Source organism: Marinobacter sp. (genome assembly GCF_965229985.1).
Classification (GTDB): Bacteria; Pseudomonadota; Gammaproteobacteria; order Pseudomonadales; family Oleiphilaceae; genus Marinobacter.
Genome location: NZ_OZ245935.1, coordinates 1092104 through 1110168, shown reverse-complemented (window position 1 = coordinate 1110168; position 18065 = coordinate 1092104). Strand labels below are relative to the sequence as shown.

At 57.9% G+C, this 18065-nt stretch carries 19 protein-coding genes; 3 read left to right on the top strand and 16 right to left on the bottom strand.

Annotated features, from left to right (window positions below; translation table 11 throughout):
* Window positions 1-10: 10 nt before the first annotated feature.
* Entirely contained in the window at window positions 11-778 is a 768-nt protein-coding gene (locus tag ACO06L_RS05055) for a hypothetical protein (protein ID WP_064230187.1), read from the bottom strand.
* Window positions 779-1013: 235 nt separating this feature from the next.
* Here ACO06L_RS05055 and ACO06L_RS05050 point away from each other — a divergent pair, with 235 nt between their 5' ends.
* Window positions 1014-2024, top strand: a complete 1011-nt coding sequence (locus ACO06L_RS05050) for a LysR family transcriptional regulator (RefSeq protein WP_039882066.1) — start codon at window positions 1014-1016, stop codon at window positions 2022-2024.
* Here ACO06L_RS05050 and ACO06L_RS05045 read toward each other — a convergent pair.
* The 8 genes from ACO06L_RS05045 to ACO06L_RS05010 all read right to left on the bottom strand — a co-directional run bounded on the left by ACO06L_RS05045 (window position 2013) and on the right by ACO06L_RS05010 (window position 9051).
* Window positions 2013-2978, bottom strand: coding sequence for a GNAT family N-acetyltransferase (locus ACO06L_RS05045; protein ID WP_202347492.1), 966 nt, complete (start codon window positions 2976-2978; stop codon window positions 2013-2015). The genes ACO06L_RS05050 and ACO06L_RS05045 overlap by 12 nt on opposite strands.
* A gap of 5 nt (window positions 2979-2983) precedes the next feature.
* On the bottom strand, window positions 2984-4135 hold the full coding sequence (locus tag ACO06L_RS05040; RefSeq protein WP_202347493.1) for a cupin domain-containing protein: 1152 nt from the start codon (window positions 4133-4135) through the stop codon (window positions 2984-2986).
* A 16-nt stretch (window positions 4136-4151) separates the two neighbouring features.
* A complete protein-coding gene (purB, locus tag ACO06L_RS05035) occupies window positions 4152-5519 on the bottom strand; it encodes an adenylosuccinate lyase (protein ID WP_202347494.1) in 1368 nt (455 codons plus the stop codon).
* An 88-nt stretch (window positions 5520-5607) separates the two neighbouring features.
* Window positions 5608-6252, bottom strand: a complete 645-nt coding sequence (gene hflD / locus ACO06L_RS05030; protein WP_202347495.1) for a high frequency lysogenization protein HflD — start codon at window positions 6250-6252, stop codon at window positions 5608-5610.
* Window positions 6249-7436 (bottom strand): tRNA 2-thiouridine(34) synthase MnmA, encoded by a 1188-nt coding sequence (mnmA, locus tag ACO06L_RS05025; protein ID WP_202347496.1) that lies wholly within the window; start codon window positions 7434-7436, stop codon window positions 6249-6251. The genes hflD and mnmA overlap by 4 nt, the downstream gene beginning before the upstream one ends.
* 36 nt (window positions 7437-7472) lie before the next feature.
* On the bottom strand, window positions 7473-7937 hold the full coding sequence (locus ACO06L_RS05020; protein WP_202347497.1) for an NUDIX hydrolase: 465 nt from the start codon (window positions 7935-7937) through the stop codon (window positions 7473-7475).
* Window positions 7934-8566, bottom strand: a complete 633-nt coding sequence (locus tag ACO06L_RS05015) for a pseudouridine synthase (protein ID WP_202347498.1) — start codon at window positions 8564-8566, stop codon at window positions 7934-7936. The genes ACO06L_RS05020 and ACO06L_RS05015 overlap by 4 nt, the downstream gene beginning before the upstream one ends.
* 173 nt (window positions 8567-8739) lie before the next feature.
* On the bottom strand, window positions 8740-9051 hold the full coding sequence (locus ACO06L_RS05010) for a cold shock domain-containing protein (RefSeq protein ID WP_064230179.1): 312 nt from the start codon (window positions 9049-9051) through the stop codon (window positions 8740-8742).
* Between the two features lie 306 nt (window positions 9052-9357).
* Here ACO06L_RS05010 and clpS point away from each other — a divergent pair, with 306 nt between their 5' ends.
* The gene (gene clpS, locus ACO06L_RS05005) at window positions 9358-9717 is read left to right on the top strand and encodes an ATP-dependent Clp protease adapter ClpS (RefSeq protein ID WP_008169202.1); all 360 of its coding nucleotides are present in this window, start codon (window positions 9358-9360) and stop codon (window positions 9715-9717) included.
* 18 nt (window positions 9718-9735) lie between these two features.
* Window positions 9736-12006: an ATP-dependent Clp protease ATP-binding subunit ClpA gene (gene clpA / locus ACO06L_RS05000; RefSeq protein ID WP_064230178.1), complete on the top strand. Its 2271-nt coding sequence runs from the start codon at window positions 9736-9738 to the stop codon at window positions 12004-12006.
* 106 nt (window positions 12007-12112) lie between these two features.
* Here the strand turns inward: clpA and infA are convergent, their stop codons facing one another.
* From infA to ACO06L_RS04965, 7 genes are all read right to left on the bottom strand, one after another.
* Window positions 12113-12331 (bottom strand): translation initiation factor IF-1, encoded by a 219-nt coding sequence (gene infA, locus ACO06L_RS04995; RefSeq protein ID WP_008169200.1) that lies wholly within the window; start codon window positions 12329-12331, stop codon window positions 12113-12115.
* A gap of 80 nt (window positions 12332-12411) precedes the next feature.
* Window positions 12412-13125 (bottom strand): arginyltransferase, encoded by a 714-nt coding sequence (locus tag ACO06L_RS04990; RefSeq protein WP_202347499.1) that lies wholly within the window; start codon window positions 13123-13125, stop codon window positions 12412-12414.
* The gene (gene aat, locus ACO06L_RS04985) at window positions 13126-13839 is read right to left on the bottom strand and encodes a leucyl/phenylalanyl-tRNA--protein transferase (RefSeq protein ID WP_064230176.1); all 714 of its coding nucleotides are present in this window, start codon (window positions 13837-13839) and stop codon (window positions 13126-13128) included.
* A 214-nt stretch (window positions 13840-14053) separates the two neighbouring features.
* The gene (gene trxB / locus ACO06L_RS04980) at window positions 14054-15007 is read right to left on the bottom strand and encodes a thioredoxin-disulfide reductase (protein WP_202347500.1); all 954 of its coding nucleotides are present in this window, start codon (window positions 15005-15007) and stop codon (window positions 14054-14056) included.
* A gap of 141 nt (window positions 15008-15148) precedes the next feature.
* Window positions 15149-16060, bottom strand: coding sequence for an AAA family ATPase (locus ACO06L_RS04975; RefSeq protein ID WP_064230175.1), 912 nt, complete (start codon window positions 16058-16060; stop codon window positions 15149-15151).
* 7 nt (window positions 16061-16067) lie between these two features.
* Window positions 16068-16991 carry a carbon-nitrogen hydrolase gene (locus tag ACO06L_RS04970; protein ID WP_064230174.1) on the bottom strand — a complete coding sequence of 308 codons (924 nt, stop codon included), beginning with the start codon at window positions 16989-16991 and terminating at the stop codon, window positions 16068-16070.
* Window positions 16991-18040 (bottom strand): agmatine deiminase family protein, encoded by a 1050-nt coding sequence (locus tag ACO06L_RS04965; RefSeq protein ID WP_320407641.1) that lies wholly within the window; start codon window positions 18038-18040, stop codon window positions 16991-16993. The genes ACO06L_RS04970 and ACO06L_RS04965 overlap by 1 nt, the downstream gene beginning before the upstream one ends.
* Window positions 18041-18065 lie beyond the last annotated feature (25 nt).

Genomic DNA, 18065 nt, shown 5'->3' with positions numbered 1-18065 from the left:
TTCTGTGCCTTCAGTCGTCGTAATCGGCCTTTTTCTTCCACTCGTCGTCGTGGAGGAAGGTATCCCACTCTCGATCCAGTTTGGATTCTCCCTGCGGACTCTCCTTGCCCTCTGCACTCAGTGCCTCAAGTTCCTTTATGCGGGTACGGAAACTCTTGACCGCTTTCATTGCGAGAGGATTGTCGCGGGATTTGCCCATTTCGGTACTGGCAAGATGATAGGCGTGGATGGCCTTCCGAAACTGGTTCTGGCGCACGTAGTCCCGGGCCTGAAACACATGCAGGTCTGCGTGGGTCTTGTGGACCAGGAAGAGTACATATTTCAGGTTTTTCTTGGCGGTGGCGGCATCAATCCGGCCGCTCTTGTGCATGGCTTCGATCATCTTGAACAGATTCTGAAGCAATTCCTTGACGTAATTGGATTTTTCGGCGGAATCAATCTTGACCGGAGTGGTGGTGTCACGCTTTTCGATGATCTGGGTTTTCAGTTCGGCGGCGGAGTTCTGCCACTCTTTGACCGGCAGGTTGGACTTCAGGCCGGCAAGCTCCGCACAGGCTTCTTCCATGCGTTTGATCAAGAGCAGTTTCAGATCGGCCGTCAGATATTGGCCGGGAATCTCGGTCAGTAGCCGATTGGCCCTGTTGTAGGCGTCTTCCTGGGCCGTAATCTTGCGTGCCCGTTCAATACGGGCGCGCTCTCGCATCTGGCTGAGCACAATAATGACAATCGAGACGGTAACGATGGCCGCCAGTAGAAGGACGATCGTAGTGGTATCCATTTTGTCAGTAACGACTCCGGCTTCAGGATCAAATGATGGCGGGTCTATAAACCGGCCTCAAAATACCGATATTATTCAGCAAGTATCCGAAAGACTAGCAGAAATCCCGCTCCAGATCCGTTTTCAAATGTGAAAGTTCGTGTTGCTGATTGATTACGTGAATCTTCGGTATCATGTATATTGTTTTTGTGAATGAGCTTGGCTTTTCCCGTTTTTCTGGCGTTCCGGAGTTTTTGTGGATATTTCCCGTGTTGATCTGAATCTGCTCGTCTACCTGGATGTGTTGTTGCGCGAGCGGAATGTTACCAAGGCCGCCAACCACCTGGGTATTACCCAGCCTGCGATGAGCAATGGTCTGAAGCGGTTGCGGGACCTGTTCAGTGATCCGCTGCTGGTGCGAACCAGTGAGGGGATGACGGCTACGGAGCGCGCGCGGGAACTGCAACCACTGGTACGGGGAATCCTGTCGGACATAGAACAGGCCGTGCAGGACAAGACACCGTTTTCTGCCCTGGAAAGCCAGCGCGTGTTCCGGATCATGGCCAGTGATTATGCCGAATCCTGCCTGATGCCCCGGGTTCTCAGACGGATCCGCCAGGAGGCACCCCACGTTACCCTGGACGTACTCACTCCCAGTGATGTCAGCTTTCTGGATGTGGAGCAGGGGCGGCTCGACATGGCCATCAACCGGTTCGACAAGATTCCGCAGTCTTTTCACCAGAAGACCCTCTGGACCGAGTACTTTGCCTGCCTGATGAACGCCCGGAATCCGGTACTGAAAGAGCCCTTCACCCTGGATACCTATCTGGACGCCAGCCATATCTGGGTCAGCAAGACCGGGTTTGGCGTTGGCGTCGGTGTGAACCCCAAGGATGTTCAGCGCCTGGGCTGGGTAGACGAGGCACTTTCGAGAATGGGCCGCAAGCGCCAGATTTCCGTATTCACCCGCCACTACCAGGTGGCCATGCTGTTGGCCGAGCAGCACGATCTGATTGCCACCTTGCCATCCCGGGCGGCCTGGCTGCAGAAAGACAATCCGAACCTGGTGGTGAAAGTGCCGCCGTTCGAGATTCCGCCGTTTGAACTGAAGATGGCCTGGAGCCCGCTGTTGCAGCACAACGCAGATCATCAATGGCTGCGCAAACTGATTGCTGAGGTGGCTACCGAGGTAGATACCGAATTTGCTCCGTTCGGGGCCAGATTCGAAGCGCCGGACGCGCCCCAGGCCCATCACTCAGAGCGGTAGTTCCCTGAGTTCCAGGGAAGGGCGAGCTGCATCCCACATGCGCTGGAAATTCTCAGACAGCAGTTTTACCCGGCCACCGTCCGAGAACTTGGCGAAACCTTCTGGCTTGTAGAAGTCATGCCGGTAAACCACGCCCTCACGATCCGCGAGAATGAATGGCTGGTCCTCAACCGGATAGTCCTCGTTGACCAGTCGAAGTTCCATGCGGCTCGGCAGCCTGCGCATCAGTTCGACCAGCGCATGACGCCGTTTCACCAGAGGCTTATCGTCATGGATCAACAGCCTGACTTCACTGAGCCGGTGCCGGCGCGCGAGGGCAGAGATCAGCTCCCGGAAACGATGCCGGTCATAGAGGTCATGTTCGAGCAGGCGGTCGTACAGCCAGATACGCTGGCCGGCCTGGCCAACCACTGAATCCATCAGGCCCAGAAGTCTGGCCTCGGTGTCAAACAGCCATGAATCCGTGTCGCTGCCCAGAATCATCGGCTGGTCCTTGGTCCCGAGACTCTCGGCGGCAAGATCCGGTGCCAGGCAGCGCATGTCAAAGTGGGGAATGCCGGCGTCGTCATAAACGCCCGAACAGACATGGAAGCCTGAACGCTGGTAGAAGGGAATGGCATGCTCCTGGGCAGACAACCTGAGCTCGGAAAACCGGTCGGCGGATTCTGCGATCAGGTGCCTCAGCAGTGCTTCCCCGATGCCGTGTCCACGGTACTGGGGCAATATCGCCATGCGACCGATGTGGCCGGTTTCTTCCAGGGTCGAAAACAGCCGGGCCACTCCGGCGGGGGTGTTGTCCGGTAGCACGGCGAGGTAGTGATCGGCAATTTCGTCGGTTTCATCCCACTCCAGCTCCGGCGGGACTTTCTGTTCCTCAATAAACACCTGCTGGCGAATATCCCGGATGGATGCCGGAGCCAGTTGCCAGCTGTATTTGCGAAACCGAATGCTCATAATGCCTATTCGAAGTAAACAGAGCCCTGATTGTAGAGCGTGGTCAGAAGCCCCAGCAACGCTTCATCTTCGGTAAATCGGGCCAGGGCAGCCATGTCTACGCGGGCGGCAGAACAGAGTAACGGAGCGACCGGCCGGGCGTCGCCCTTGAGCAGGAACTGCTCGCCATCGACAAACAGGGCGGTTTCACTGGGAAAGTCGTAGTAAGCGAAACGGGAACCCTCGTTCCAGCGCAACTGTTCGCCCGCATGAATCGCTTCGGCAACATCCTCGGGGGATGCAGGCTCCTCGGCGGGAACAACAATGTCCATGCTCTTGGGCGCTGTTGAAAACTGGCCAAACCAGAGCGCCAGTTGCCGGCGGTCCCCGAGCTTTTCCCGGATGACACTCTCCAGGCGGTCGACCACATCGGGTTGAATCGTTCCGGGATTGTCCTGGACCTTCAGGTCCGGATCGTTCAGGTGGTCCGCAGCGTCGGATTGACTGCACAGGAAGTCGGTAAAGCCGGTAAGGATATCGTCCATAGTCGGCGCCCGGAACCCAACCGACAGGGTGATACAGTCGTCCTCGGCCACGCCGTGGTGGCCAATGCCCGGCGGCAGGTACAGCATGTCACCGGGTGCCAGGGTAACGGTTTCCTCGCCATCCCAACTGCTCAGAATCCTCAGAGGGGTGCCTTCCACCCGGGGCGAGGTGTGGTCGCAATGCCCGCCAAACGTCCACCTGCGGTGACCCTGGGCCTGGAGCAGGAACACATCGTACTGGTCGTAGTGGGGGCCGACGCTGCCGCCTTTCGGCGCAAAGCTGGCCATGATGTCATCCAGGCGCCAATTGGGAATGAAGCGGAAGTGTTCCAGAAGATCGGCAATATCGGGCACCCAGTGGTCCAGCCCCTGTACCAGCAGCGTCCAGTCCTGTTCGGGCAGGCTGCTGAACCGGTCCGGCGAAAAGGGGCCGTTGTGGAGCTGCCAGGGCTTGCCATCGTCATTTTCGATCACAATCCGGGACTCCACGCCCTCTTCACAGGCCAGGCCCGCAAGTTCATCGGCGCTGACCGGGCAATGGAAGTCGGGAAATGCCTGGCGGATAACCAGCGGCTTTTTCTGCCAGTAGTCCCGCAGAAATTCAGAAGGTGTCAGTCCGCCAAGCATGTCCATGGGTGTACTCCCAGTTTCAGATGTTTTGTGCCTGATCGACTGCGTTACCGATGTAGCGGCCCGGCGTCAGGGCCATCAGTTCGGCCTTGGCCTGCTCCGGAATGTCGAGGCTCTCCACGAAATTCTTGATCACTTCCGGCGTCATTGCCTTGCCGCGGGTCAAAGCCTTGAGCTTTTCATAGGGCTTTTCAATGTTGTAACGGCGCATCACGGTCTGAATCGGTTCGGCAAGCACTTCCCAGGCATGGTCCAGGTCTTCATCGAGGCGAGCCGGGTTGATTTCCAGTTTGCCGAGGCCCTTCAGTGTGGCTTCATAGGCGATCAGGCTGTGGGCAAAGCCAACGCCCAGATTGCGCAGTACGGTGGAGTCAGTCAGATCCCGCTGCCAGCGCGAAATGGGCAGCTTGGCGGAGAGGTGGCTGAACAGCGCATTGGCGATGCCCAGGTTGCCCTCGGAGTTCTCGAAATCAATGGGGTTGACCTTGTGGGGCATGGTTGAGGAACCCACTTCGCCTTCCACGGTTTTCTGCTTGAAGTAGCCGAGAGAGATATAACCCCAGATGTCACGATCCAAATCAATCAGGATTGTGTTGAAGCGGGCGACGGCATCGTACAGTTCGGCGATGTAATCGTGTGGTTCGATCTGGGTAGTGTACGGGTTCCAGTCGAGGCCGAGGCTTTCGATGAATTCCCGGGCATTCAGGGCCCAGTCGATTTCCGGGTAGGCAGACAAATGCGCGTTGTAGTTCCCCACGGCGCCATTGATCTTGCCCAACAACTCGGTTTCACGGATCTGTTTTACCTGGCGACGCAGACGGTGAACCACGTTCGCCAGTTCTTTGCCAACGGTAGTGGGGGAGGCCGTCTGGCCGTGTGTGCGCGACAGCATCGGCTGTTCGGCGTGGTCGTGAGCAAGCTGCGCCAGCTTGTCGACAACGCGGTCCATGGCCGGCAGGAGGCCATGGTCCAGGCCTTCCCGCAGCATCAGGCCATGGGACAGGTTGTTGATGTCTTCGGAGGTGCAGGCAAAGTGAACGAATTCCGTGACGGCGTGCAGTTCCGGAACGCCGGCAATTTTCTCCTTGATGAAGTACTCGACCGCTTTTACATCGTGATTGGTAGTGCGTTCGATGTCCTTGATGCGCTCGGCGTCTTCAAGGCTGAACTCACTGACCAGGCTGTCCAGAACTTTGTTGGCTTCGGCGGAGAACTCGGGTACCTCAGTTACCCCGGGATGAGCGGCTAGCTTCTGCAACCAGCGGATCTCGACGGTTACCCGGTTCCTGATCAGGCCATATTCACTGAAAATTTCACGGAAGACGCTGACCTTGCTGCCATAGCGTCCATCGACCGGGGAAATGGCGGTCAGGGCGGTGAGTTCCATCGAAAACCTCTCAAGTAATCAAAGATTCGGATCAAAAGAAAATAAGGGGTGCATATCATACACCACCGGAGGCACTGAATCAGCGCCGTCAGTGGTACAGGGAGCGATTGGCTTCCTCGGCAAGCTCGCCGGCGAGCCGGATGACCTTTTTTCGGGCAAAGATCAGCTGCCAGCGGCGGCCGCCGGTCTGACGCCAGAGCACGGCGGAACGAATGCCCGCGAGCAGCAGGGCACGCACTTTTGCCGCATTCTCCTCCCGCTGCAGCACCGAGGGGTTGCCGCTGACCTGGATTCGCAGTCGAAAGGTGCTGATGGTGTCGGCATAGACCGATGCCAGATTGCTGATCAGGTTGGGGTGGGTGTACCCGAAATGGCTTGCGGTATGCCTGGCCTGATCAATACGACTGCCAATCACATCCAGCATGTCAGAGCGGCGATTAAGTTTGGATTCGAGTTGCACCAGGTTAAGGGCATAGCGCAATACTTCGATGTCCTGCTGCCGGGACTGCTGGCTAAGCACCGAGGACAGGGTCACAAGGCCTTCGCGGATGTCGCGAAGTTCGCCGCCGTAGACGTCCAGGGTGTTTTCAGGATTGGTGGCAAACAGGGAGCGGATGGAGGTTTCCAGGCTGGCCTCGTTGCACTGGCCGTTGTGGGCAATCTGCTGCACCAGGTTGGCGGCCTGAAAAACCCCGGCCAGCGCCAGGGTCTGATCCTTGAGGGAGCGGCTCATGCGGTCTCTTCCTGGGGCCGGGTTCCGGTCAGGCGGGCGGGCAAGGGTTCCCCGTCTCGCCACGTCTCTTCAATGACGCCGCCGCCAAGACACACATCGCCATCGTAGAAAACAACAGATTGTCCAGGAGTGACAGCGCGTTGGGCGTCATCAAAGTCTACCCGAACGCCGCCTTCGATCACGACAACCTCGCAATCCTGGTCCGGCTGCCGGTAACGGGTTTTGGCCTTGCATCGGAACGTCCCTGCAGGTGGTTCGCCAGCGACCCAGTCAATCGGTCCCGATACCAGGCCCCGGGAAAAGAGCAGGGGGTGATGCTTGCCCTGAACTGCAATCAGGACATTGCGACTGAGATCTTTTTCCGCCACGTACCAGGGCTCGTCCCCGAACTCACTGAGGCCGCCTATGCCCAGCCCCTGACGCTGGCCAATGGTGTGATACATCAGGCCCTGGTGCCGGCCAATTTTCTGGCCATCGGGTGTTTCGATGTCGCCGGGCTGGGCCGGAAGGTATTGCTTCAGGAAATCCTTGAACTTGCGCTCGCCAATAAAGCAGATGCCGGTGGAGTCTTTTTTATCATGGGTGACGAAACCCTGCTGCTCGGCAATACGGCGGACTTCCGGTTTCTCCAGCTCGCCTACCGGGAAGAGGGTCCGCGCGATGCGGTCGCCAGAGACGGCATGCAGGAAATAGCTCTGATCCTTGTTGGGATCGAGGCCCTTGAGGAGCTGGGCCTTGCCCGGGGCGTCGGCAATCGGTCGCTGACGGGCATAGTGGCCGGTGGCGATATAGTCTGCTCCGAGAGTAACGGCATAGTCCAGGAAAGCCCGGAATTTCACTTCCTTGTTACACAGGATGTCGGGGTTGGGTGTCCGCCCGGCCTGGTACTCGGAGAGGAAGTGCTCAAATACCCTGTCCCAGTATTCGGCGGCGAAGCTGGCAGTGTGCAGCTTGATGCCGATGGCGTCGGCCACGGCCTGGGCGTCGGCCAGGTCCGTCATGGCGGTGCAGTATTCGGTGCCGTCGTCCTCATCCCAGTTCTTCATGAACAGGCCTTCAACCTGGTAGCCCTGATCCTTTAGCAGCCAGGCGGCCACGGACGAGTCCACGCCGCCGGACATGCCGACGATCACGCGGGTGTTGGCATTGCTGGTTGAAGAGTGCGCTTCGGATGCGATGGTCATGACAGCTTTGTTACCGGCTAAAAAACCGGGAGTTTATCATCTTTCCGGAGGTGCCGTCTGCGCATCTACTACCACGTCCAGCGGGTAATGCCGGCCGTTTCGGTAATCTTCTATGCATTGAAGCACGAGCGGGCTGCGCAGTTTATCGCCCAGCGCGCGAATTTCATCGAGGGTCAGCCAGTGGGCGGCAATGATGCCATCGTCCAGCTGATCGGTAAGGCGGGTGCGGGCCCGGGCTGCATAACAGAACCGATAGTAGGTAACTCCGTTGGCCGGGGCCTTATAGGTGTATATGCCGAGAAAGTGTAACGGCTCAATATCCCAGCCCGTTTCTTCCAGGGCTTCCCGGCGAACGGCATCCAGAATGGCTTCGTCCTCCTCCACATGGCCTGCGGGCTGGTTGAAAACAATCTTACCGCCACTGACTTCTTCAACCATCAGATAGCGGCCGGCACCATCTTCTACAATGACGGCCACGGTGGCGTGGGGTGTCCAGGTCATGATTTGCGGTTTCTCCTGGGTCGGGCGCCGGCGGCACTGCGGCGGCGAGGTGACTTTGCTGGAGCGGGAAGATTAACGGTAATAGTTCGATGGGCTCCTGAATCCAGGCCTTCCAGCGTCCAGTCGCCAATCCGGTATCGGATCAGTCTGAGTGTTGGAAAGCCAACGGCGGCAGTCATTCGTCGAACCTGCCGGTTCCTACCTTCGGTGATGGTCAGCTCAATCCAACTGGTGGGAACTGTATCGCGATGGCGCACCGGCGGCACCCTGGGCCAGACTGAAGGGGCGGGTATTCTGGCGGCTTTAGCCGGCCGGGTCAGACCATCTTTCAGTTGAACCCCGGTCGCCAGGTGTTTCAACGCCTCTTCCGTAATGTCGCCTTCCACCTGAACCCAGTATGTCTTAGGCATCTTGAGCGAAGGGGATGCAATCCGGTGTTGCAGTGAGCCTTCAGAGGTAAGAAGAAGCAGGCCCTCGGAATCATAGTCGAGGCGACCGGCCGGGTAGATGCCCGGAATCCGCAGGTAGTCCGCCAGGGTGGCTCTCGGTGACTCACCGCCGGAGGCGCCATCGTCGGTAAACTGGCTCAAAACCTGGAAGGGTTTGTTGAAAAGCACGAGTTCAGCCATGCGCTGATAGGTTCCCGGAATTCTGATGTCTTTGGTGAAGGCAGGGTACTGCAAAGCGGGGCGCTGGCAAAGCAACGTTAACGTCGATCAAGAAGGAGTGGGATTAAAGGACAAAAAAAGGAGGGCCCACCAGCGGCCACCGGTGGGTGCGATTACTTTATTGTAACAGTCGATCAGGCGTTTACTGCACGGGGCGGATAGCCGTCCCGGCCTGACTCCTGCTGCCCTGATTGCCCGGCAGAGTCGCTGCTGGCGCCAGTTTGTCCCTTGCTGGCGGGCAGTTCGTCAGGGACGATGTTGACTGCGTGAATGCCCTTGTCGCTGGGCTTTTTGTCGAAGGTTACGGCCTGGCCGGCTTTTAAGGTCTTGTAGCCGTCCATCTGCACCGAAGAGAAGTGCGCAAACAGGTCGTCACTGCAGCCATCCTCGATGATGAATCCGTACCCTTTGGCATTGTTGAACCACTTGACTTTGCCTCTTGGCATGATGAACTCCCCTGTTCTTTTGCTGTCACTGTTCTTGTTGATTCTTTGTTTGCCTATCGGTGCCGTCGCACAGTCGGTCCGAATCCTGTTACACAATCCTTGCATGGATTTACATTATTTTACAATGCAACTTAACTTTCGACCAATCATGGCGATGAGTCAATAGTTTCTATGCCGGGAATGTGTGGTTGAACGCAGTCTGGAAGCGGTATCATGTTCGTATTGATAAATATCTCATGCCCCGCTTGAAAACCCGGGGGCGGACATCCACATTTAACAGGAGCACCGATAAACCGGTAAGGAATGATGCGGACTATCGAAAATTCTCTACTAGTATTTAATCAGGGGGAGGACGAACAACCGGGGCGACAGGATGACCTCAGCGTTGCTCCCGAGAAGCCTGCTCTCAAGCGTCCGGCGCGATATCGAGTGGTGCTTCTGAACGATGATTACACGCCCATGGATTTTGTTGTGGATGTGTTGATGAAGTTCTTCGGAATGAACGAGGAAAAGGCGACGCAGGTGATGCTGCTCGTCCATACACAGGGAAAAGCTGTATGCGGGGTATATACCCGGGACATCGCGGAAACAAAGGCGGCACAGGTGAACCAGTATTCCTCGGAATGCGAACATCCGCTCCTTTGCGAGATTGAACGTGCGGACTGAAAGACGTTGGGGTGGCCCATGCTGAGCAAAGATCTAGAAATTACGCTGAATACGGCCTTCAAGAGTGCCCGGGACAAGCGTCATGAGTTCATGACCGTGGAGCATCTGTTGCTGGCCCTACTGGATAATGAATCGGCAGTGGGCGTTCTGAAAGCTTGTGGCGCAGACCTCAAGCGGCTTCAGGAAGAGCTCGTCGAATTCGTGGATTCAACCACACCATTGATTCCCAGCAGTGATAGTGAGCGGGAGACACAGCCCACACTGGGGTTCCAGCGCGTATTGCAACGGGCGGTTTTCCACGTGCAGTCCTCGGGCAAGAAAGAGGTGACCGGTGCCAACGTGCTGGTAGCCATTTTCAGCGAACAGGAAAGCCAGGCGGTCTATGTGCTCAAGAAACAGAGCATTGCCCGCATTGATGTGGTGAACTTTGTGTCCCACGGCATTTCTCGCGTCCAGGGTGCGGAAGACCAGGAGAGTCACGACCAGGCATCCCATGATGAGGCTGGCGAGGAAGGCGGTCAGTCCAAGCCGCTGGAAAGCTATGCCACCAACCTGAATGAACAGGCCCGTCAGGGCCGGATTGATCCGCTGATCGGGCGTGAGCACGAGGTGGAGCGGGTCGTCCAGATTCTGGTGCGCCGGCGCAAGAACAACCCGCTGCTGGTGGGTGAGGCCGGTGTCGGCAAGACTGCAATAGCGGAAGGCCTTGCCAAGCGCATTGTCGATGGCCAGGTTCCTGACATCATCTCGGATGCCGTAGTCTACTCGCTGGATCTGGGGGCTCTGCTCGCCGGAACCAAGTATCGGGGCGACTTCGAGAAGCGTCTGAAAGGGCTGCTTGCCGAGCTCAAGAAAGAGAACCACGCAATTCTGTTCATCGACGAAATTCACACCATCATTGGGGCGGGCTCCGCTTCCGGTGGCGTGATGGACGCCTCGAACCTGTTGAAGCCCATGCTCAGCTCCGGAGAGATCCGGTGCATCGGTTCAACCACGTTCCAGGAGTTCCGGGGAATCTTTGAAAAGGACAGCGCCCTGGCTCGCCGTTTCCAGAAAATTGATGTGAACGAGCCGAGCGTTGAGGATACCTATCAGATCCTCAAGGGCCTCAAGCCCAGCTTTGAGAAGCACCACGATCTCAAGTACACCGACAAGGCCCTTCGGGTAGCTGCAGAGCTGTCCGACCGCTACATTACAGACCGTCATCTGCCAGACAAGGCCATTGACGTTATTGATGAAGCGGGTGCCCGTCAAAGGCTTCAGCCTGAGGGTAAGCGCAAGAAGACGGTAGACGTCACCGAGATCGAGGATGTGGTTGCGAATATTGCCCGCATTCCGCCGAAGAACGTCTCTACCAGCGACAAGGATCTGCTGCGCAATCTGGAGCGGGACCTCAAGATGACCGTGTTTGGTCAGGATCCGGCCATCGAATCGCTGTCCACTGCCATCAAGCTGGCCCGTGCCGGACTGAAGTCTCCCGAGAAGCCTGAGGGTGCCTTCCTGTTTGCAGGGCCGACCGGTGTTGGTAAAACCGAGGTTACCAAGCAGTTGGCAAAGGTGCTGGGCATCGAGCTCGTACGGTTTGACATGTCCGAGTACATGGAGCGCCACACTGTGTCGCGGCTGATCGGTGCGCCTCCGGGCTACGTCGGCTACGATCAGGGCGGCCTGTTGACGGAATCGGTCAACAAGCACCCGCACTGTGTGCTCCTGCTTGATGAAATCGAGAAAGCCCATCCGGAAGTGTTTAATCTGCTGCTGCAGGTCATGGACCATGGCACGCTGACTGACAACAACGGTCGCAAGGCGGATTTCCGCCACGTGATCCTGGTAATGACCACCAACGCCGGCGCCGAAAGTATGGCCCGTCGCTCCATTGGCTTCAGCGAGCAGGACCACAGCACGGACGGCATGGAAATCATCAGCAAGACCTTCACGCCGGAATTCCGCAACCGTCTGGACGGTATCATCCAGTTCGGTGACCTGCAGATCGACACCATCACACACGTGGTGGACAAGTTCCTCACCGAGCTGCAGGCGCAGCTGGACGAGAAGCATGTGGTTCTGCATGTGGACGACGAAGCGAAGGCCTGGCTGGCCGAGAAGGGCTACGATGTCACAATGGGTGCCCGCCCGATGTCGCGCCTGATCCAGGACAAGATCAAGCGGCCGCTGGCCGAGCAGATCCTGTTCGGGCGTTTGTCAGAGAAGGGCGGGGATGTCTTCATCCACCTTCGTGATGACGAGCTGGTATTCGAGTACGAGGACGAGCCTGCAGAGGCTGTCTGACATACTTCAACAAGGAAAAACCGCTGTCCGGGTAACCGGCAGCGGTTTTTTTTACGCCCTAACGAAAAAAGCCCCCGAAGGGGCTTTTTCAGATGTCACGGGAGCATCAACGGGCGCGGTATACGATGCGGCCCTTGCTCAGGTCGTAGGGAGTCAGCTCAACCTTGACCTTGTCACCTGTCAGGATGCGGATGTAGTTCTTGCGCATCTTGCCGGAGATGTGAGCTGTCACAACATGACCGTTGCTGAGCTCAACGCGGAACATGGTGTTTGGAAGGGTGTCGATAATAACGCCCTCCATTTCAATGGCATCTGATTTCGGCATTCAGTAGAAACCTCGTTTGGATATGCTTCTCGTAATTTTAAATTGCGCAATTCTGCCTGATTTATCGGCGTTTGGCAAAGTTAGCCTGGGTCCAGTTCGCGCCAGTGCCCGTCTCGAAGCGCCTCGATCGGGCGAAAGCGGGTTTTGTAGTTCATTTTTCGGCACTGCTTGATCCAGTAACCGAGATAGAGATGGGGCAGTCCTCTGCGGCGAGCTTCCTCGATTTGCCACAGGATCGCGTAGGTGCCCAGGCTCCTGTCTTCGAGATCCGGGTCGAAAACGGTGTAGATGGCCGAGAGTCCGTCGTCCAGAAGGTCCACGGCCGCCAGTCCCACCAGCCGCTCATCCTTGTGGATTTCCAGGAACCAGGAGTCGGTTGCCCCTTCCACCAGGAACGACGTGAACTGTTCCCGGGTGGGCGGGTACATATCGCCATCCTGGTGCCGTTGCTCAATGTAGTTGGCGTAGAGCTGGTAGTACCTTTCCGCGAAGGTGGCCGGCACCATGGTGCACTTCAGGTCTGTATTTTTCTTGAGCACCCGTCGCTGGCTTCTGTCCGGATTGAAATCATCGACTTTTAATCGAACCGGTATGCAGGCATTGCATTGCTCGCAGTGGGGCCGGTAATAATGCGATCCGCTGCGGCGGAAACCAAGAGCGGTGAGTTGGCTGTAGAGTCTTTTATCGACATGGGCCCGAGGATCCACAAACATGGTGGTTGCCTCGCGGTCTGGCAGGTAGCTGCAATCATGGGGTGGCGTCGCGAAGAACACCAGGGTTCTGAGATTGCTCATTCACTCCTCCGGCCCGGGCCAACGCCATTGGAAGGTCCAGTCGGTCTGATCCGGTTTTTGGTCGATACTCATCCTGAGTATAGATAAAAACTCTTCCCGGGGAATAGTCCGCGCGCCCATGGTCAGCAAATGCCGGCTCTCAACCTGGCAGTCCATGATTCGGTAGCCCCAGTTCTGTAACTGGTGCGCCAGGTGGACCATGAGAACCTTGGACGCGTTGGTCTCCAGGGAAAACATGGATTCCCCGAAAAAGCACCGGCCAATAGCCAGTCCGTACATGCCACCGGCCAGCTCGCCGCGGCGGTTCCAGATTTCGATGGAGTGAGCCACGCCCATGCGGTGGAGCTCTGAGTAGCTGGCAATCATTTCTTCGGTAATCCAGGTGCCTTCGGCCCGGGTCGAGGCGCACAGGCGGATAATCCGTCCGAAGTGTCTGTCTGCGGTTACCTGGAAGCGTTGCTGGTTCAGGGTGCGGCGTAGGCTCCGTGAAACGTGGATTTCGTCCGGAAAAAGGACGCACCGCGGATTCGGTGACCACCATAAAATGGGCTGGTCGTCGCTGTACCAAGGGAAGATGCCGTTCCGGTAGGCCAGTATGAGTCGCTCGGTGGAAAGGTCGCCGCCGAGGGCAAGAAGGCCATCCGGGTCGTCCAGGGCTTCGTTGGCGGGGGGGAACCAGAGTTGGTCCGGGTCTAGCCAGGGTAGTGAGGTCATCCTTCTCCGGTTTTTACTGCCTAGTTCGCGTTGATCTTGTTGCTAACGGGCCTTTGGAGTTTCGGCCAGCGGGAACCCGCTTCTGAAACACGCCGTGAATACATCCATGTAGGCTTGGCTCCGCCATCCATGGCTCCGCACAGTTTCAGAAGCGGTTTCCCGCCGGCCTATGCAAACTCCTGAGTTCGCGTTCCTCTACTTTACTCAAGCACAATCAGTCTTGCTGATCCAGAAACTTTTCCGCATCCAGGGCGGCCATGCAGCCGAAGCCGGCGGAGGTGACGGCCTGGCGGTAGACGTGGTCGGCTACGTCGCCGGCGGCGAAGACGCCGGGGATGCTGCTCTGGGTGGCCATGCCTTCAAGGCCGGAGCGGATGCGGATATAGCCGTTTTCCATGTCCAGCTGGCCCTGGAACAGGTCGGTGTTGGGCTTGTGGCCGATGGCGATGAATACGCCGGCCAAGTCCATTTCCTGGGTGGAGTCGTCTTTGGTGCTTTTGATGCGCATACCGGTGACGCCGGTGCCGTCGCCCAGGACTTCGTTGAGGGTGTGGTCCCAGACGATCTTGACGTTGCCGTTTTCGGCTTTTTCAAACAGTTTGTCCTGGAGGATCTTTTCGGCACGCAGGCTGTCGCGGCGGTGCACCAGCGTCACTTCGTCGGCGATGTTGGACAGGTACAGGGCCTCTTCAACGGCGGTGTTGCCGCCGCCGATAACGGCGACTTTCTGTTTCTTGTAGAAGAAGCCGTCGCAGGTGGCGCAGGCGGATACGCCCTGGCCTTTGAATTTCTCTTCCGATTCCAGGCCCAGGTACATGGCGGAGGCACCGGTGGCGATGATCAGGGCGTCGCAGGTGTACTCGCCGCCGTCGCCCTTGAGGCGGAAGGGGCGGTTGCGCAGGTCAGCTTCGTTGATGGTGTCGTAGACGATGCTGGTTTCGAAGCGTTCGGCGTGTTTGAGCATGCGCTGCATGAGCTCTGGGCCCTGAACGCCGTCGTTGTCGCCGGGCCAGTTGTCGACGTCGGTGGTGGTGGTGAGCTGGCCGCCGACTTCAATACCGGTAATCAGGGTCGGGTTCAGGTTGGCGCGGGCTGCGTAGACAGCAGCGGTGTAACCTGCGGGGCCGGAACCGAGGATGATCAGTCGGGAATGTTTGGTGTCGCTCATTGGGAATTCTCTCACTGAAAAAGCCGTACGTTGCCGGGCCCGGTTTCAGGGCCAGACGCTTCGGGGAAAGGAGCAAAGGCTAACATGAAAGGCGCGGTCTGCCATTCGTTTTGGCCAATTCCGCTTATAAAACCTTGCTATTTACTCAAGCACGGAAACGGTTGCCAACAGCTGGCGAACCCTTTCAGCGCTTTTGCCGGACTCGCCCTGTTCGAGGCGGTGGGCCGCCACGGCGGGAAAGACCGCCTGGATGTCATCCGGCAGTACGTGATGACGACCCTCCATCAACGCCCAGGCCTTGGCGGCCCGTACCAGCCCCAGTCCCGCCCGGGGCGAAAGCCCGTACAGAAGCCCGGGCATTCTCCGACTTTGTTCCAGCAACCGTTGAACATAATCCAGAAGAGCTGGGCTGGCGGTTATTCGGGTTACGCCTTCCTGCAGGGTTTTCAGGTCGGCCTGGGAGAGCAGTGTGGGGAGTTTTTCGGTCATGGCACGACGGTCTTCGCCCTCCAGCAGCTCCCGCTCTGCCCGCGGGTCCGGGTAACCCAGACGAAGGCGCATGAGGAATCTGTCCAGTTGGGACTCGGGCAGGGGGTAGGTGCCGCCCTGTTCGATGGGATTCTGGGTGGCAATCACGAAGAACGGATGTGGCAGTGGCCGGGTCTCTCCCTCAATGGACACCTGCCGTTCTTCCATGGCTTCGAGCAGAGCGCTCTGTGTGCGAGGTGATGCCCGGTTGATTTCATCAGCCAGCACCACTTGGGCGAAAATTGGGCCGGGGTGGAATACCAGGCTGCCGGCCTGTTTATCGTACATGGAGTAGCCAAGCACATCCGCCGGAAGCAGGTCGTTGGTGAACTGAATCCGCTGGTAACTCAGCCCCATGACCTTGGCGAGGGCATGGGATAGCGTTGTCTTGCCCATGCCGGGAATGTCTTCGATCAGCAGGTGCCCCCGGGCCAGTAGCCCGCACAGGGCAAGGCGTACCTGTTGGTCTTTGCCCAGGAGTATCTGGTTCAGTTCACTGACTACGGTATCGACCAGTTTTTTCATTCCGGGCTCAGTCCCTTACGCGTTTGAGGATGTCACCGTACGCGTCTATACGGCGGTCTCTCAAATACGGCCAGATACGGCGAACCGATTCACTGCGGGTGCGATCAAGGGTTACAGCCAGAATGCACTCAGAGCTGTCATCGCCCCGGGCCAGAAACTCACCCTGCGGGCCACAGATAAAACTGTTGCCCCAGAAGCGAATGCCGTCGCTGTGTCCTGAGGGGTCGGGTTCGGTGCCTACCCGGTTCGGAGCCACCACCGGCAGGTTGTTGGCAACCGCATGGCCCCGCTGCACGGTGACCCAGGCGTCCAGCTGGCGTGCCCGTTCATCCGGGTCATCCGTTACATCCCAGCCGATGGCGGTGGGGTATATGAGGATCTCCGCGCCGGCCAGGGCCATCAGCCGGGCAGCTTCGGGATACCACTGGTCCCAGCACACCAGCACCCCAAGCCTGCCAACGGATGTATTAATGGGCGTGAAGCCGCTGCGGCCATCATTGAACTGGGCGTCGCCGGGCGTAAAGTAGAATTTCTCATAGAAACCCGGGTCGTCCGGAATGTGCATTTTCCGGTACAGGCCTGCCATGGAGCCGTCTCTGTCAAACACGACCGCGGTGTTGTGGTAAACACCGTTCATGCGACGTTCGAAAATGGATCCAACCAGAACGATGCCCAGCTCACGGGCCAGTTCTGACAAACGCTGGCTGGTGGGGCCGGGAATCGGCTCGGCCAGTTCGAAAACCGCTGTGTCTTCGGTCTGGCAGAAGTACAGGGTGGCGTGGAGTTCCTGGAGAATAACCAGGTCTGCACCACTGGCCGCGGCTTCGCGGACCAGTTTCTCGGTAACGGCGAGGCTGGCCGCCTTATCACTGCTGCAGGCCTGCTGGATGGCGGCAACATTGATCTGGCTCTTGCGCGATTCACTGCTCATCAACTGACTACTCCGGCGGGGATTTGCATGGTCACACAGTGAAGGCTGCCATGCTGGCGAATCAAGGGTCGGCAATCAATCGGCACAATCTCCCTGCTCGGGAAAATCTCTTTCATGACAGTGATGGCGTCTTCATCCTGCGGCACGTCGTACACCGGCAGCAACACCGCATCGTTGATTATCAAAAAGTTTGCATAGGTAGCCGGCAGGCGCTCACCGTCCTCGTCATATATGGCGTCGGGCCAGGGCAGAGGCGTCAGTTTGTAGGGGGAGCCGTCGGCCTGACGGAATTCCTGAAGCTCTTCTTCCATGGCCGCAAGAGCGCTGTAGTGTTCATCGGCCACGTCGGGACAGGACACATAACAGATATGATCCGGTGCGCAGAATCGGGCCAGGGTATCAATGTGGCTGTCGGTGTCGTCTCCGGCAAGGTAGCCATGGTTGAGCCAGAGAATCCGGCACACGCCCAATACCTCTGATAGCAGTTGCTCAATGGCTGTGCGATCCATGGCCGGGTTTCGGGTCGGCGTCAGCAGACATTCCGAGGTGGTCAGAAAAGTGCCCTGACCATCCGATTCAAAGGAGCCGCCCTCCAGTACGAAGTCCACCTGCTGTGTCGCTGTTGTGCCGAATACACCCGCATTAAACAGATGATTGTTCAATGCGTCGTCTTTTTCCGAGGGAAACTTTCCGCCCCAGGCGTTGAACCGGAAATCCAGGAGTGTGGGCCTGTCGTCAGTCAGGATAGTGATCGGCCCATGGTCCCTTGCCCAGGTATCGTTAGCAGGCGCGGGAACCGCCTTCGCACGGCCCGGGAAACTGTTTTGCTCGGCGTAGAGGTTGAGGTCCCGCTCTAGCTCCTGCAGACGGGTTACGTGTTCGCAACTGATAACCACATGTTCGTGTCGGAGAACGGCTTTGGCAATGTTCTCGAAAACTGGCTCCACCTCATCGATCAGGTCTGCCCAGTCGGTTCCCGGATGGGGCCAGGTCAGCATTACGGCGCTTTGGGGCGCCCATTCCGCGGGCAACACTCGTTTGGTTGTCACTACGTCACCTTGAATCATAAAAGAC

Excerpts from the sequence above, each read along its gene's own strand:
- ACO06L_RS05055 (WP_064230187.1), bottom strand. The coding sequence starts at position 778 with ATGGATACCACTACGATCGTCCTTCTACTGGCGGCCATCGTTACCGTC.
- ACO06L_RS05045 (WP_202347492.1), bottom strand. The coding sequence starts at position 2,978 with ATGAGCATTCGGTTTCGCAAATACAGCTGGCAACTGGCTCCGGCATCC.
- ACO06L_RS05040 (WP_202347493.1), bottom strand. The coding sequence starts at position 4,135 with ATGGACATGCTTGGCGGACTGACACCTTCTGAATTTCTGCGGGACTAC.
- purB (WP_202347494.1), bottom strand. The coding sequence starts at position 5,519 with ATGGAACTCACCGCCCTGACCGCCATTTCCCCGGTCGATGGACGCTAT.
- hflD (WP_202347495.1), bottom strand. The coding sequence starts at position 6,252 with ATGAGCCGCTCCCTCAAGGATCAGACCCTGGCGCTGGCCGGGGTTTTT.
- mnmA (WP_202347496.1), bottom strand. The coding sequence starts at position 7,436 with ATGACCATCGCATCCGAAGCGCACTCTTCAACCAGCAATGCCAACACC.
- ACO06L_RS05020 (WP_202347497.1), bottom strand. The coding sequence starts at position 7,937 with ATGACCTGGACACCCCACGCCACCGTGGCCGTCATTGTAGAAGATGGT.
- ACO06L_RS05015 (WP_202347498.1), bottom strand. The coding sequence starts at position 8,566 with ATGGCTGAACTCGTGCTTTTCAACAAACCCTTCCAGGTTTTGAGCCAG.
- ACO06L_RS05010 (WP_064230179.1), bottom strand. The coding sequence starts at position 9,051 with ATGCCAAGAGGCAAAGTCAAGTGGTTCAACAATGCCAAAGGGTACGGA.
- clpS (WP_008169202.1), top strand. The coding sequence starts at position 9,358 with ATGCGGACTATCGAAAATTCTCTACTAGTATTTAATCAGGGGGAGGAC.
- clpA (WP_064230178.1), top strand. The coding sequence starts at position 9,736 with ATGCTGAGCAAAGATCTAGAAATTACGCTGAATACGGCCTTCAAGAGT.
- infA (WP_008169200.1), bottom strand. The coding sequence starts at position 12,331 with ATGCCGAAATCAGATGCCATTGAAATGGAGGGCGTTATTATCGACACC.
- ACO06L_RS04990 (WP_202347499.1), bottom strand. The coding sequence starts at position 13,125 with ATGAGCAATCTCAGAACCCTGGTGTTCTTCGCGACGCCACCCCATGAT.
- aat (WP_064230176.1), bottom strand. The coding sequence starts at position 13,839 with ATGACCTCACTACCCTGGCTAGACCCGGACCAACTCTGGTTCCCCCCC.
- trxB (WP_202347500.1), bottom strand. The coding sequence starts at position 15,007 with ATGAGCGACACCAAACATTCCCGACTGATCATCCTCGGTTCCGGCCCC.
- ACO06L_RS04975 (WP_064230175.1), bottom strand. The coding sequence starts at position 16,060 with ATGAAAAAACTGGTCGATACCGTAGTCAGTGAACTGAACCAGATACTC.
- ACO06L_RS04970 (WP_064230174.1), bottom strand. The coding sequence starts at position 16,991 with ATGAGCAGTGAATCGCGCAAGAGCCAGATCAATGTTGCCGCCATCCAG.